General features: G+C 65.2%; 15 protein-coding genes. 10 read left to right on the forward strand and 5 right to left on the reverse strand.

The window, feature by feature from the left end:
- Positions 1 to 234 precede the first annotated feature (234 nt).
- The 5 genes from Q5H91_RS07465 (at position 235) to Q5H91_RS07485 (ending at position 5294) form a co-directional block, all read left to right on the forward strand.
- Positions 235 to 1311 (forward strand): single-stranded-DNA-specific exonuclease RecJ, encoded by a 1077-nt coding sequence (locus tag Q5H91_RS07465; RefSeq protein ID WP_305172741.1) that lies wholly within the window; start codon positions 235 to 237, stop codon positions 1309 to 1311.
- Positions 1308 to 2483: a UV DNA damage repair endonuclease UvsE gene (gene uvsE / locus Q5H91_RS07470; RefSeq protein ID WP_305172742.1), complete on the forward strand. Its 1176-nt coding sequence runs from the start codon at positions 1308 to 1310 to the stop codon at positions 2481 to 2483. The genes Q5H91_RS07465 and uvsE overlap by 4 nt, the downstream gene beginning before the upstream one ends.
- A 92-nt stretch (positions 2484 to 2575) precedes the next feature.
- Complete coding sequence (locus tag Q5H91_RS07475) at positions 2576 to 3151, forward strand: YdeI/OmpD-associated family protein (RefSeq protein WP_305172743.1); 576 nt, start codon at positions 2576 to 2578, stop codon at positions 3149 to 3151.
- A gap of 202 nt (positions 3152 to 3353) precedes the next feature.
- The gene (locus tag Q5H91_RS07480) at positions 3354 to 4742 is read left to right on the forward strand and encodes a glycoside hydrolase family 47 protein (protein WP_305172745.1); all 1389 of its coding nucleotides are present in this window, start codon (positions 3354 to 3356) and stop codon (positions 4740 to 4742) included.
- A gap of 108 nt (positions 4743 to 4850) precedes the next feature.
- Complete coding sequence (locus tag Q5H91_RS07485) at positions 4851 to 5294, forward strand: hypothetical protein (RefSeq protein ID WP_305172747.1); 444 nt, start codon at positions 4851 to 4853, stop codon at positions 5292 to 5294.
- Between the two features lie 113 nt (positions 5295 to 5407).
- On the opposite strand, the gene Q5H91_RS07490 is transcribed toward Q5H91_RS07485, so the two are convergent.
- A complete protein-coding gene (locus tag Q5H91_RS07490) occupies positions 5408 to 5788 on the reverse strand; it encodes a winged helix-turn-helix transcriptional regulator (RefSeq protein WP_305172748.1) in 381 nt (126 codons plus the stop codon).
- 91 nt (positions 5789 to 5879) lie between these two features.
- Between Q5H91_RS07490 and Q5H91_RS07495 the strand changes: the two genes are divergently transcribed.
- The 4 genes from Q5H91_RS07495 to Q5H91_RS07510 all read left to right on the forward strand — a co-directional run bounded on the left by Q5H91_RS07495 (position 5880) and on the right by Q5H91_RS07510 (position 10150).
- Complete coding sequence (locus tag Q5H91_RS07495) at positions 5880 to 6941, forward strand: SDR family oxidoreductase (protein WP_305172749.1); 1062 nt, start codon at positions 5880 to 5882, stop codon at positions 6939 to 6941.
- Between the two features lie 374 nt (positions 6942 to 7315).
- Entirely contained in the window at positions 7316 to 8329 is a 1014-nt protein-coding gene (locus Q5H91_RS07500) for an aldo/keto reductase (protein ID WP_305172750.1), read from the forward strand.
- A 4-nt stretch (positions 8330 to 8333) separates the two neighbouring features.
- Positions 8334 to 9320 carry an aldo/keto reductase gene (locus Q5H91_RS07505; protein WP_305172751.1) on the forward strand — a complete coding sequence of 329 codons (987 nt, stop codon included), beginning with the start codon at positions 8334 to 8336 and terminating at the stop codon, positions 9318 to 9320.
- Positions 9317 to 10150: an SDR family NAD(P)-dependent oxidoreductase gene (locus Q5H91_RS07510; protein WP_305172752.1), complete on the forward strand. Its 834-nt coding sequence runs from the start codon at positions 9317 to 9319 to the stop codon at positions 10148 to 10150. Before Q5H91_RS07505 ends, Q5H91_RS07510 begins: the two co-directional genes overlap by 4 nt.
- Before the next feature lie 183 nt (positions 10151 to 10333).
- Here the strand turns inward: Q5H91_RS07510 and Q5H91_RS07515 are convergent, their stop codons facing one another.
- From Q5H91_RS07515 to Q5H91_RS07530, 4 genes are read right to left on the reverse strand one after another with little or no spacing between them, the layout of a single operon-like run.
- Positions 10334 to 11089 carry an SDR family NAD(P)-dependent oxidoreductase gene (locus tag Q5H91_RS07515; RefSeq protein ID WP_305172753.1) on the reverse strand — a complete coding sequence of 252 codons (756 nt, stop codon included), beginning with the start codon at positions 11087 to 11089 and terminating at the stop codon, positions 10334 to 10336.
- A gap of 40 nt (positions 11090 to 11129) precedes the next feature.
- Entirely contained in the window at positions 11130 to 12020 is an 891-nt protein-coding gene (locus Q5H91_RS07520) for an aldo/keto reductase (protein WP_305172754.1), read from the reverse strand.
- A complete protein-coding gene (locus Q5H91_RS07525; RefSeq protein ID WP_305172755.1) occupies positions 12017 to 12271 on the reverse strand; it encodes a tautomerase family protein in 255 nt (84 codons plus the stop codon). Before Q5H91_RS07525 ends, Q5H91_RS07520 begins: the two co-directional genes overlap by 4 nt.
- Positions 12272 to 12275: 4 nt before the next feature.
- The gene (locus tag Q5H91_RS07530; RefSeq protein ID WP_305172756.1) at positions 12276 to 12764 is read right to left on the reverse strand and encodes a (R)-mandelonitrile lyase; all 489 of its coding nucleotides are present in this window, start codon (positions 12762 to 12764) and stop codon (positions 12276 to 12278) included.
- A gap of 137 nt (positions 12765 to 12901) precedes the next feature.
- On the opposite strand from Q5H91_RS07530, the gene Q5H91_RS07535 reads away from it, so the two are divergent.
- Positions 12902 to 13810, forward strand: coding sequence for a LysR family transcriptional regulator (locus Q5H91_RS07535; RefSeq protein WP_305172757.1), 909 nt, complete (start codon positions 12902 to 12904; stop codon positions 13808 to 13810).
- The last annotated feature ends 119 nt before the right edge of the window (positions 13811 to 13929 follow it).

Below are 13929 nucleotides of genomic sequence, written 5' to 3' on the forward strand. Positions count from 1 at the left end.
ACGTCAAGCATGATCGCCAATCCGTGAGCTACCACATCTCGTGCGACCCCCAATCAGACAGTCGTGGCCCAGCTTCGACTTCCCGCTTTCTGCCGTTCGTTCAGCCTCACCATAACACGCGCCCGAGGCGCAAGCAGCTGAGATGAGATCGACGGGCTGCAGGCGGCGGCGTACCACAGGCTAAACCCTGCCTTTGAAGAAGATGCCGGAGCCGCGTGGCTCATACTGCGTTGCATGGCGATGATCGGCAGGCTTTCTCAAGAGGATGACGTTCGAGCCGCAGCGCGAAGCGCCATGGCCGACGCACTCGCCTCTTTCGGACAGCATGGCCCTGTTATCGTGCTTAGCCATTTCGATGCGGATGGGCTTGGCGCTGCCGCGATGCTCATACGCTCTCTTCGCCAAGCGGGCTGGGCCGCGGAACCGATGGTGATCGGTAAAACCGGATCGCCATGGGAAGCAGATACCCGCAACCGCCTTCGGGCGCTGGGGCCCACAGGCCTGATCGTGACGGACCTCGGCACCCGAGCGGAGCCTGTGCTTCCCGGCTGCCCTACCCTGGTGATCGACCATCACGTGCCAACGGGCGAGCCTGAAGAAGCCATAACGATCAGCGGCAACGGGCTCGATCCCGAGCCGACATCGGCGCTGCTGGCGTGGTGGGCGGCAGGGGCACTGGGCAACCAGTCGGATCTCCTATGGCTGGCAGCCATCGGCCTGATCGGTGACATGGCGGAAGGTTCGGAGTTTCCGGAACTAGCCGAAGCACAAGTGCGCTGGGGCAAGACGGCGCTGCGAGATGCGACGTCGTTGATCAACGCGCCCCGCCGGACGGCGGCGGCCGACGCCGGCCCGGCGCTCCGCCTTCTGCTGAGCGCGGATGGTCCCAAACGGATCACCAAGGGTGACGACGCCGATGCCGAGGCGCTCCATGCCGCCAAGGCGGAGGTCCGCGCGGCGATGGACGAGGGCAAGCGCGTGCCCCCGCTCGTCGCAGGCGACGTTGCGCTGATCGCGCTCAACTCGCCATGTCAGATCCACCCGTTGATCGCGCAGCAGTGGCGCGGCCGGCTTAAGGACAAGATCGTGATCGCCGCCAACCGGGGCTACCGGGCTGGGTGGGTGCATTTCGCCGCACGCTCGGCAAGCGGTCGCGACCTCATAGCCTTTCTGGCCGAGCACCGACCGGCCAGCGCCGACGGGCGCTATGGCAATGGGCATGCTCAGGCCACCGGCGGCGCGCTGCCAATCGCCGTCTGGAACGAGTTTATAGCAGGCCTCGGCCTGCCCCAAGCACAGGTAGAAGCATGACCGGCACGAACCGTCCCCTGCGTCTCGGTTTCCCCGTCAAGGTAATGGGCAGGCCCGACCTCAAGAGCCAGGACACACGGCGGTGGCAGAAGGATCCGCATCTGAAATGCTCGCTGGAGCTGCTCGACAAGGTGCTCGACAAGGTGCTCGACTACCTCAAGTCCGAGAAGCTCGACATGTACCGGCTGTCCTCGGACATCGCCCCCTATGCCACTCATCCCGACATGCCGCAGTTCCACTCGATGGTGGCGGATAGCGATGCGGAGCTTCGCGCCTTTGGAACCAAGGCGAAGGAGTACGACATCCGACTGTCGTTCCACCCGTCGCAGTACGTCCTGCTCAACTCGCCCAATCCGGAGCTGACAAAGAAGAGTATCTGGGATCTGTCGAGCCAGGCCGAGATGCTCGACAGGATGGGACTGGATGACGAAGCGGTGATGATCACCCACGTCGGGGGCGTGTACGACGATCACGAGGCAAGCCGCGCCCGCTGGATCGAGGGGTGGGAGCAATGCCCCGAGCACGTCCGGCGCCGGCTTGTCCTGGAGAATGACGATATCCGCTTCTCGGCTGCCGACGTGCTGTGGATTCACGAGCGCACCGGCGTTCGGCTGATCTTCGACTACCAGCACATGTGGTGCCTCAACCCTGAGCGGCTGGATATGCGCCAGACGCTGGAACGTTTTCTCGCCACCTGGCCTACTGGCGTGCGACCAAAGATCCATTTCTCCTCTCCACGTACGGAGCTGCGGGAGATTAAGCAGAAGATCACCTCCAAAGCGCGTGCCGCAGCAAAGGCGGGCAAGGCGAAGGCTAAGAACGGTGAATTGCTGAAGGCGCCGGTCAAGCCGACCGCCCGCGTGAAGACTGTGCTGCGTCCGCCCATCTGGACGGGACATGCCGACTTCACCAATCCTTTCGAATTCGCGACCTTCATGCGCATGGCCGAAGGGCTGGTGTTTGATGTGATGATGGAGGGCAAATCCAAGGATCTCAGCCTGCTGCGCCTCCGCCCGGACCTGCTGCGCTTTGCGCCAGATGTTGCGGCCAGGTTCGGGATCACGGATCAGGATGCCGCGGCTCTCGCCGCCGACGAAGCTAGGCTGGAGCGCGGCGTCGATGCTGAGGCAGAGGCGGACGTCGATGAAGGAGAGCTGGCAGGGACGGCATAGCTGGCGGGAGAGGCACGCTTCGCCAAGCGTGGGAGGATGGGAGGAACGCCATACTGCTTCTCCGAAGGATGAGCATTGGTTAGCTTCAGGCAATGACGATCATTCAAGCCAATGCCCTTGCGTTCGAGGCCCCTGAGGATCTCGCGGGTTGGCTCGCTGAGCACCACGCGATGAGCGACGAACTTTGGGTGCGCATCTACAAGGCCGCTTCGGGACAGCGATCGGTCACATGGACCGAGTGCGTCGTGGAGGCGATCCGCTTCGGCTGGATCGACGGCTTGAAGCGGCCAGGTGACGAGCGCTCCTACCTTCAGCGCCTGACGCCGCGCCGGTCAGGATCGAGCTGGTCCGCTAAAAACCGTGATCACGCAGACCGGCTGATAGCTGAAGGGCGCATGACTGCGGCTGGGCTCGCCCATGTCGAGGCCGCGCGCGCAGATGGGCGCTGGAACTTCGCCTACGAGGGCTCGGCCGCCATGGTCATCCCATCAGACTTCTTAGAAGCCCTGTCAGCTCTGCCCGAGGCTGAAGCGTTCTTCCGGACGCTCGACCGCAAGAACCTATATTCCATCTACTACCGGCTCCAGACGGCCAAGCGGCCGGAAATGCGAGCGCGCAGGATGCAGCTAATACTCGAACAGCTCGCTCGAGGTGAGCGCTTCCACTGAGACCCACAAGTCGACATCCGAGCGCCCTTCCCCGCCTCTCACTTCCGGACCTTCGTTAATCTGGTTGAACGGCAGTTCCTCGCCGAGTGGGTCAGCCGGTTACCCTTTTCGGATGAGCCTGTAGCAATCACCGCCGGTAGACGTCGGGAACAGCAGGCTGCATTCCTCTGCATAAAGTCGCAACGAAAGAGGATGAGGCCGAGTGCAGATTACCAGGCGAACCGTCATCGGCGCGGCAACTGCGCTGACCGGTACAGCGATATCGGATTCATCCTACGCGCGAGACGACGCGCGGTGGCGTGCGCTAGCAGGGGATGTGAAAGCGCAGATGGCATGGTCCTGGGATTGTTACCGTGATCGTGCCTGGGGCAAGGACGAGATCAAGCCGGTGAGCGGCACCTTCTCGAGCTTTCCGCTCAAGACGCATCATCTGGGGCTCAGCCTAATCGAGGCGCTCGACACGCTGTGGGTGATGGGTCTCGACTCCCGGTTCGAGGACGGCGTCGCGTGGGTCAAAACCCACTTCGACGCAAACGTCGATGGCGAGGTCTCGGTGTTTGAGACATCGATCCGTCTCGTCGGCGGGCTGCTCTCCGCCCACCTCGCGTGCGGCGACGCGGTGTTGCTCGCCAAGGCGCGCGATCTGGCGGACCGGCTGCTGCCGGCCTTCGCGACGCCGACCGGCATGCCCTACCGCTTCATCAACCTCAGAACCGGCGTGCCGCGCGAGGCGGTCACCAGTCCTGCCGATATTGCCACCTATCTGCCCGAATGGGGCACGCTCAGCCGCCTGACCGGTGATCCTCGTTATGCGGCAGCCGCACGCAAGGCGATGATCGCGGTCTTCGAGCGGCGCTCGCCCCTCGATCTGGTGGCGACCAAGATCGACGTGCTGAGCGGCGCTTGGCGCTCCCGCACCGCGACGATCGGCTCCTATTGCGACAGCTTCTTCGAGTATTTGTGGGATAGCTGGCAGCTGTTCGGCGATGCCGAATGGAAGCGCATGTACGATGTATGCACTGCCGCCATCCTTAAGCATCAGCAGGTCTGGAAGGACCATCAGCTGTGGTTCGCCGACGTCGATTTCGAGAGCGGCGCCGTGGTCTCGACCGAGCAGGACGAGCTCGCCTCCTTCTATGGTGGCCTGCTTGGCCAGGGTGGCGCGCTCAAACAGGGTGCCGCCTACACCGAGAGCTGGGCCAAGGTGCAGGCGCGCTATGGTGTCCTGCCGGAAGGTTATGACTATGCGACATCACGACCGACCCAGGTCACCAACGCACTGCGCCCCGAACTCGCCGACGCGGCCTTCACACTCTGGCTGATCGATCGAAACCCACGCTGGCGCGAGATTGGTCGCCTCCACTATGAGGCGATGAAGCGGTGGAACAAGGCTCCCTATGGCTACACGGACCTAGCCGACGTGACAGTCACGCCAAAGCGTCAGGCCGATCACTGCCCCGGTTACTGGTGGTCCGAGCAGATGAAATACTACTACCTGCTGTTCGCAGATACGCCGCGCTTTGACTATTGCGACAACTACCTGTCGACCGAAGGCAACATTCTCAAAGGCCTGCGTCACAACCAAGCGTAGGATAGAAGCTACACCCACCCCGTCTCATCTGAGTAGCTCGTCCACCGAACGATCACCTCGCCGGAAGATTCCCTTTTGCTCTGCCCACAACTGACTCATAGAATTGGCATGCCGATCCGCCCCGAGAACCGCTGGCTCTACCCGATAGACTGGCAGCAGCTGTCGGCGACTGTGCGCTTCCGCCGCGCCGGCGCGCGCTGCGAACAATGCGGACGGCCGCATCTGCGCCGTGTCGCGCATCTCGGCGATGGGCGCTGGAGGGATGGCGAGGCGCGCTGCTGGCGGAGCGATCGCGGCCGGCGCAACGCGATCAGAACCGGGATCGCGCTCGGTGCGGTGCGGATGACCAAGGTGGTACTTGCCTGCGCGCATCTTGACCATGATCCGGGCAACAGCACGCCCGGCAATCTCAAGGCGTTATGCCAACGCTGCCAGACCCTCCACGCTGCCGCCGAGCACCGGTGGCAGCGCTGGTGGAACCGGTTCCGGCTGCGTGCCTGCCGCGACCTCTATGAGGATCCTCGTCTCACCCGGCAGCGGCTAAGCCGATAAGAACCATCTGCTAAAATCAGAAGCATGCCGACGACCCAACAATGGTCGCTTAGAGCCAATCTTCGGCTCCCAAGTTCCAGGCGTTGGTTCATGTGAGCTGCCCGTTGCCCCAACTACGCCCGTCGTGAGCTTCGTCGAGGCACCAAGCGATCCAGCGCATCGGGGTTGTCTCGTCCCCAGCCGTAGAGCAGCTCGACCGGCTCTACGAAGCGCCGGCCTAGATCGGTTAGGCGGTACTCAACCATCGGCGGGATCGTGCTCTGAACATGGCGGCTCAGCAGCCCGCTCGCCTCCATATCACGCACCGTCTGAGTCAGCATCTTCTTTGAAATGCCCGGCAGGCTGCGCTGAAGTACGCCGGTGCGCGCAACACCGTCATGACGGGCATGGAGCGTGTGCAGAACCATGCTGGTCCACTTGGTCGCGAATAGCTCCAGCACGCGGCGCGGGGCGCAATCCTCCCGCCATTCCTCATCCGGAGTTCCGGGCTGCATGTGGTTACCTTTTAGTGCCTGGGGGCCTGATTGGTGCCGTCTAGAAGCGCCGGCCGTCCATGCCTAGCTCTGACGCAGAGAAGGAGCATCCATGACGAAGACGGCATTGGTGGTGGGCGCGAGCGGGATCGTCGGCAGCGCGACGGCGGCGCTGCTGGTGGAGCAAGGCTGGACGGTACACGGCCTCGCCCGGCGCCCCACTACGCAGACGGGTGTGCAGCCGATCGCGGCCGACCTGCAGGATGCGGCGGGGACCGCGACGGCGTTGGGTGATCTAAATCCGAACGCGGTATTTATCACCACTTGGTTGCGCCAGGACAGCGAGGCGGAGAATATCCGCGTCAACTCGGCCATGGTGCGCAACCTGCTCGAGGGGCTGCGCGGGACCACCGGTCCGCGCCACGTCGCGCTGGTCACCGGACTCAAACATTATCTCGGACCATTCGAGGCCTATGGAAAGGGAAGGCTGCCGCAGACTCCGTTCCGGGAGGAGCAAGGGCGGCTCGACGTCGACAACTTCTACTATGCGCAAGAAGATGAAGTGTTCGCCGCGGCAGAGCGCGACGGCTTCACCTGGAGTGTGCATCGCCCCCACACCGTGATCGGGCTCGCGGTCGGCAACGCGATGAACATGGGCACTACGCTTGCCGTTTATGCGACCCTGTGCCGTGAGACGGGACGACCGTTCACCTTTCCCGGTTCCGCCGCGCAATGGTCGGGGCTGACCGACATGACCGATGCTGCGCAGCTTGCCCGCCACCTTCTCTGGGCGACGGAGACCGAGCCGGCGCACAACCAAGCGTTCAACATCGTGAACGGCGATGTCTTCCGCTGGCAGTGGATGTGGAGCCGCATCGCCGACTGGTTCGGTGTGGAGGCGGCACCGTTCGACGGCACCGTGCGGCCGCTCGAGGAGCAGATGACAGACGATGCCGGACTGTGGCGTGAGATCGCGGAACGCGAGAGGCTGGTCGAACACGACCTCGACCGCTTGGCCTCCCCCTGGCATACCGACGCGGACCTCGGCCGTCCCTTTGAGGTGGTCACGGACATGAGCAAGAGCCGTCGCCTGGGCTTCACCCGTTACCAGCCCACCGACGATGCGTTCTACGCTCTCTTCGAACGACTCCGCGCCGACCGCTTGATCCCGTGAGAACGTCGATGACGGACGTCAAAGGCACCGACAGTCTGCATTGCCTTTCCTGGGCGCCACTGGGTGAAAGCGAGACGTCCGCTTAGCCAGTCGCGACCATCATCAACCTGCGAAGTTCGTGCTTTCGAGTATCGCTCCTTGAGCACAAACAGCGCCCACAGCGACCCATACCCAGACGTTCGCAGCTGCTCACCGCTCCCCCCACTCCGTTCACTCGTTCATCCTGATGTAGGTGCCAAGAATGCATCTGGGCCAGCGCTGCCTTCAGGCTCACGTTCTTCCACGGTTCGACGATCTGCCCGCTCCTTCAAAGGTCGTGCGGAAACATGGCCACGCCACAGGGTTCTACGCGTTCTATCTCGAGGAGGTCCGTCATGCCTGCCCAGCACTACCGTCCCCCACATGACTTCGGCCTCGGCGGCGTGGCGATCGGCAACGAGTTCCAGTTCGCGACCGATGAGCAGGCGGAGGCGACGTTAGCCGCAGCCTGGGATGCCGGGGTGCGCTATTTCGACGTGTCGCCCTGGTATGGTCTCGGACTCGCAGAACGTCGCTTTGGCCGCTTCCTGGCCCGCAAACCTCGCAACGAATTCATCCTATCGTCCAAAGTCGGCAAGCTGCTGCGCGCCAGCCGTGACAATCAATCGAAGAAATACTTCCCCTTTGGCACGTCCCCCAACACGCCGCACTTCGACTATACGGCCGACGGCGTGCTGCGCTCGATTGAGGACAGCCTGCAGCGGCTCGGGCTGGACCGGCTCGACATCGTTTTCGTCCACGACCTGTCGCCCGACAACAAGTACCTCCCGGAGAACTGGGAAGCGCTGTGGCCGGTCGCGGAGAAAGGCGCCTTTCCGGCGCTGACCCGGTTGCGCAAGGAAGGCGTGATCGACGCTTGGGGCATGGGCGTCAACTGTCCGCAGCCAATCCTGCGCTGCCTAGAGACGGCGGACAGCGACGTCCATCTGCTCGCCAGCCAGTATTCGCTCGTCGATCACGCCAATGCGGTGGAGCAGCTCTTTCCGAAAGCACGCGCGGCGGACGTCAGCTTCGTAGTCGGCTCTGCTCTAAACGCAGGCTTTCTGGGCGGCGAGCCACGGTACAATTACGGGGAGGAGAACACGCTGATCCCCGACGACAAGCGCGAGCGGCTGACGATGCTGCGCGAAATCGCGAACCGCCACGGGGTCGACTTGGTCGCAGCTGCGCTCCAATTCAGCCTCGCTCCCGACGTCGCGTCTGCGCTGATCGTCGGCACCGCCAGTCCGGCGCACATCCTCGCGGACCACGCCGCGCTCCGGGCCAAGATCCCGCCTGCCTTCTGGGAAGAGCTCCGCTCAGCTGGCATCCTTCACCCCGACGCTGCCACACCGGTCAACAAGGACTGATACGATGCAGACCCGCAAGCTCGGCCAGCAAGGCCTCGAAGTGTCCGCCCTGGGCCTTGGCTGCATGGGCATGTCCGACTTTTACGGCGGCCGCGACGAGGCAGAGTCGATGGCCACGATCAACCGCGCGATCGATCTCGGCGTGAACTTTCTCGACACCGCCGACATGTATGGTGTCGGCGCCAATGAGGAATTGGTCGGCCGCGTGGTGCGCCAGAGGCGCGAGTGGGTCGTCGTCGCCACCAAGTTCGGCAACGTTCGCGGCGAGGACGGCAGCTTCAAGGGCGTCAACGGCCGTCCCGACTATGTGCGTGCCGCCTGCGACGCGAGCCTGAGGCGCACGGGCCTCGACATCATCGACCTCTACTATCAGCACCGGGTCGACCCGGACGTGCCGATCGAAGAAACGGTGGGTGCGATGGCCGAGCTCGTGGCGGCAGGCAAGGTGAAGTATCTCGGGCTGTCCGAGGCCGCGCCCGCGACTATCCGCCGTGCGCATGCGGTGCACCCGATCACAGCGCTTCAGACCGAATACTCGCTGTGGAGCCGCGACGTGGAGGCCGAGATCCTGCCGACCTGCCGCGAACTCGGCATCGGCTTCGTGCCCTACAGTCCGCTCGGACGCGGCTTTTTGACCGGCCAGATCACATCGTCCGACGATCTCGAGGCAGGCGATACCCGCCGCAACCATCCCCGCTTTCAGGGCGAAGCGTTCGGCAAGAACCTCGACTTGGTCGCCGCGATCAGCGCCATGGCGGGCGACAAAGGTTGCACGCCCGCGCAGCTGGCGCTCGCGTGGGTGCTGCGTCAAGGCGAGGACATTGTGCCGATCCCCGGCACCAAGCGGCGGACGTATCTGGAAGACAATCTGGGCGCACTAGAATTGCGGCTGGCCGATGCCGACCTCGCCCGCCTTGACGAGGTGCTGCCGCCCGGAGCGGCCGAGGGCACCCGCTACCCCCAGGCCTCCATGGCGAGCGTAAACCGGTGAGCGCGGCATCGTTCGCTGCCATTGCGCCCGACAGGGTCGCGGTCGTAACCGGCGCCGCCGGCGGCATTGGGCTGGCAGCGGCGCGGGCCTTTGCTGGGGCTGGCATGCGTGTCGTGCTCGTCGATCGCCCCAGTGCGGCGCTGGACGATGCGGTTGCGTCGATCGAGGGTGCGACCGCGCTGCCCACCGACGTTGCCGATCGCGCCGCCATGGACACGCTGGCCCGGACAGTGGTGGAGCACCACGGTCCGGTGTCGATACTGATGAACAACGCCGGCATCGGTGCAGGCGGCGACGCTTTCGCAGACCCTGCTGCATGGGACGCGGTGCTCGGCGTCAACCTCTTCGGCGTGCTCAACGGCGTCCAGGCGTTCGTCCCCGCGATGATCAATGGCGAAGCGCCAGCGCTGGTGATTAATACGGGCTCCAAGCAGGGCATCACGCAACCGCCCGGCAACACCGCCTACAACGTCAGCAAGGCGGGCGTGAAGGCGCTGACCGAAGGGCTCGCCCACACCTTGCGCGAACGTACCGGTGACCGGGTCAGCGCTCATCTGCTCGTCCCCGGTTTCACCTGGACCGGCATGACCGCGTCCCGTTTGTCCGAAAAGCCCGCCGCCGCATGGACGCCTGAACAGGTCGTGGCGCTGATGATGGAGCGGCTCGCCTGCGGCGACTTCTACATCCTGTGCCCGGACAATGAGACAACGCCCGAACAGGACGCAAAGCGCATCGCCTGGGCGGCGCGAGACCTGGTTGACAATCGTCCGGCCCTGTCGAGGTGGCACCCCGCCTGGAAGGATGCATTCGCGCGCTTCATGCGCGACTGATCGGTCGATGTCGGCAATTCACAGGACTTGGAAGATGTAACAAGACCCAGTTTCGGACGCTCGGCGCCGCTTGTCAGCGTGCCAGAACCAGACGCTTGTTCATCCGCGGCAAGCATGGAATCCCAAGCGCTCCAACAGCGACAATCGTCAAATTGAAGGCTGGATCAGCCGAGACCCGGCTTATTAAAGTGACCAGCCCCCATCCACTGAGATAGCCGCACCGGTGACGAACGCGCCGCGATCGGCGCTCATCCACAGCACGGCGTCGGCGATCTCCTCCGGCTTGCCGAGGCGTCCGACCGGCTCCAGGTCAATGGCCTTCTGGATGTCGCCGTCGGTGAAGCGGTCCATCATCGGGGATTCGATGTTGCCGGGCAGGACCGCATTCACGCGAATGTTCTGTTTGGCATAGTCGAGCGCGGCGGACTTGGTGAGGCCTATGATGGCGTGCTTGGAGGCGGCGTAGGATGCGCCGCCCGCGACGCCGCGGACGCCCGCGCCGGACGAGGTGTTGACCACCACGCCGCCGCCCTGGCGTACCATCTGCGCGAGCTCGTGCTTCATGCACAGGAAGGTGCCCCGCAGGTTGATGTCGAGGATGCGGTCCCATTCGGCGAGCTCGATCGAGTGGACCGGGGCGGCCTTGTTCTCGACGCCGGCATTGTTGAAGGCGATGTCGAGCCGGCCGTATGTCGCGACCACGCGCGCCACCGCCGCCTCGACGTGATCGGGCTCGGACACGTCGCCGGCGATCACCAGCACCTCGCCGCCCGCGCGCCGCACCGCGTCGGCGGTGTCGGCCAGCGCATCCTCGGTGCGGTCGAGAATGGCGACGCGGGCGCCCTCCGCGGCGAAGGCGAGTGCGGTGGCGCGGCCGATGCCGCTCGCCGCGCCGGTGACGAAGGCGACCTTGCCGGAAAAGCGATGAGCGTCGGACATGGCGGATGACCTTTCGAACTGGTGGGAGAGTAGCGGCCGATCAGCCGTTGGTGTTCGCGGCGGGGACCTGGCGCGGCTTGCCGAAGACGGGAAAGGCGCTCGCCTCGCCATAGTCGACGTCGCCCGACAGGCTGGTCAGCCGCGCCATGTCGTCCGCGCCGATCGCGAAGTCGACCGCCGCGTTGCTGCGCAGGTGGTCGGGGTCGGTCGACTTGGGCACCGGCAGCAGCCCGAGTTGCAGGCAGTAGCGGATGCACAGTTGCGCAACATCGACGCCGTAGCCCGCGGCCATCGCCTTGAGCTCGGCCTTGGCCAGCGCCGCGCCATGCGCAATCGGCGAATAGGCCTCGACCAGCACGTCCTGCTCGCGGCAATAGTCGATCAGGTCGAACGGCGTGTTGCCGACATGCGCCAGCACCTGATTGACGGCCGGCCGTACCGTGCCGTGCCTCAGGATGTTGTCGAGGTCGGCGCGCTCGAAGTTGGAGACGCCGATCGCGCGAATCTTGCCGGCGTGGTGCGCCTCCTCCAGCGCGCGCCACGCCTCCAGATTGCCGGCATCGAAGTCTCCGCCCTCGCGGAACGCGGCCCAGGGCTGCGGGCTGTGGATCAGCATCAGGTCGACGTGATCGAGCCCGAGCGCCCGCAGCGAGCCGTCGATGCGGGCCTTCGCGTCCAAGTAGCTCTTCGATTCAGCGGCGAGCTTGGTGGTGACGAACAGCGCGTCGCGCGCCACGCCGGTGGCGCGTAGCCCCTCGCCGACGCCGCGCTCGTTGCCATAGGCCTGCGCGGTGTCGACGTGGCGAAAGCCGATCGCGATCGCCGCGCGGACGACTTGACCGACGGCGTCGTCGTCGATGCGCCAGGTGCCGAGCCCCAGCTTTGGGATCGCGACGCCGCCCGCAAGGGTGTATGCTTCGTCGAAGATCATCGCGCGTCCTTTCGCGCCGGCGGCCGTTCGCCATAGCCGGGCTGCTTGGTCAGGCTTGGCCACTTGGCCAGAATGTCGGGCTGGTAGACGCGGGCCGTCCAGTCGGCGGGAGGGACCTCCTCCAGCCCGATCGACACCGCGTCCTCGCCGTAGCCGAGCGTGTCGGTCACGCCCCGGACGATCGCGTCGGTCAGGCGGCGCTTCTGGTCATCGGACTTGCCGGGCCAGAGCTTCACGACGACGTGCGGCACCGGCTCACTCCTTGCCCAGCGGCGCAAGATAGTCCTCGTCGCTGACCTTCTCCATCCAGGTGACGTTCGAACCGTCGACCGACTCCTGGATCGCGACGTGGGTCATGGCGCCGTGGGGCGTCGCGCCGTGCCAGTGCTTGTGCTCGGCCGGGCACCACAGGACGTCGCCGGCGTGGAACTCCAGCTTGGGGCCGCCGGCGATCTGGGTCCAGCCAACGCCCTCGGTCACGATCAGCGTCTGGCCAGCCGGGTGGGTGTGCCACGCGGTGCGCGCGGCGGGCTCGAAGCGGACGATCGCGCCGGTGACGCGTGACGGCGCCTCGCGCTGGAACTGGCCGGTGATGGTCGCCTTGCCGGTGAAGTTCTCGGTCCCGCCGTCGACGGTCTTCATGTCCGCCTTGCGCTCGATGGTCATTCCGTTAGCTCCCTTCTGTGCGTGCGCGGTACCGATCGGCAGCAGCAGCACGGCCAGGCACAGGCTCCGCTTGATCATGGACGCCTCCTGAGTGGTCGATCGCCACCGTGACGACCGTTCTGGAGTTGAATGTAGGCGCTTGCGCCCGGGGCGATTAGCGCGCGGACCCGCAACGAGCCGGTGAACGCCGCTCAACAATGGTGTACGCCACCGCCATGCAGCTGAGCCGGGCCGACCTCGCGGACTTCGCCTATTTCCTCACGATCGCGGGGCATGGCAGCTTCCGGCAGGCGGCGCTCGCGATGGGCGTTACCCCCTCCGCGCTCAGCCACGCGATCACCGCTCTGGAGGGGCGGCGCGGGGTCAGACTGCTGAACAGGACCACGCGCAGTGTCACATTGACCGCGGCGGGCGAGGAGCTTCGCCTGGCGATCGAAGCGCCGATGCGGGCGATCGAGGCGGCAGGCGAGACCCTCGACCGCCACCGCGACGCGCCGGCGGGGCGGATCAGGATCAACGTGCTGGAGGATGCGGTCGGCCTGCTGCTCGAACCGGTCATGCCGATCTTCGCCGATCGCTACCCCGACGTCACGGTCGACATCAGCGTAAACAATCGCCTGATCGACGTCGTCGGCAGCGGTTTTGACGCGGGCATCCGCTACGGCGGCACTGTGCCGGAGGACATGATCGCGCAGCGGCTGTCGCCGGATCTGCGCTGGATGGCGGCGGCGGCCCCGTCCTATCTCGACCGCTTCGGGGCGCCGGCCAATCCGCGGGACCTGCGGAACCATCGCTGCGTCGGCATCCGGCTGGGCAACGACCAGCTCTACCAGTGGGAGTTCGAAGGCAATGGCGAGGAGGTCGCGATCGCGACGCCCGGCCCGCTGACGGTGGACGCCAGCCACGCCGCGCTGGCGTTCGGACTGGCGGGCGTCGGGATCGTCTACGCCACGGAAGCGGTGCTGCGCCCGCATCTCGAGCGCGGCACGCTCGTGGCGATCCTGCCGGACTGGACGACGACGGGAAACGGTTTCCACGTCTATTATCCAGGGCGCCGGCATCTGCCCACCGGGCTGCGCCTGCTGATCGATCTCATCCGGGAGATTAGGCCGTTACGAAGTTGAACTAGCAGTCAAGTTTCAAGGCTGCTGCTCGGCCGATTGTGACAGCACGGACCCAAAGTCGGCCGTCCAGTGCCTTTCAGGCAATAACCGAAACCGGCCGCTCGTTCATCTCGCGGGTA

The sequence above is a fragment of the Sphingomonas aurea genome, assembly GCF_030678875.1.
In the GTDB taxonomy this organism is placed as follows: domain Bacteria; phylum Pseudomonadota; class Alphaproteobacteria; order Sphingomonadales; family Sphingomonadaceae; genus Sphingomonas; species Sphingomonas aurea.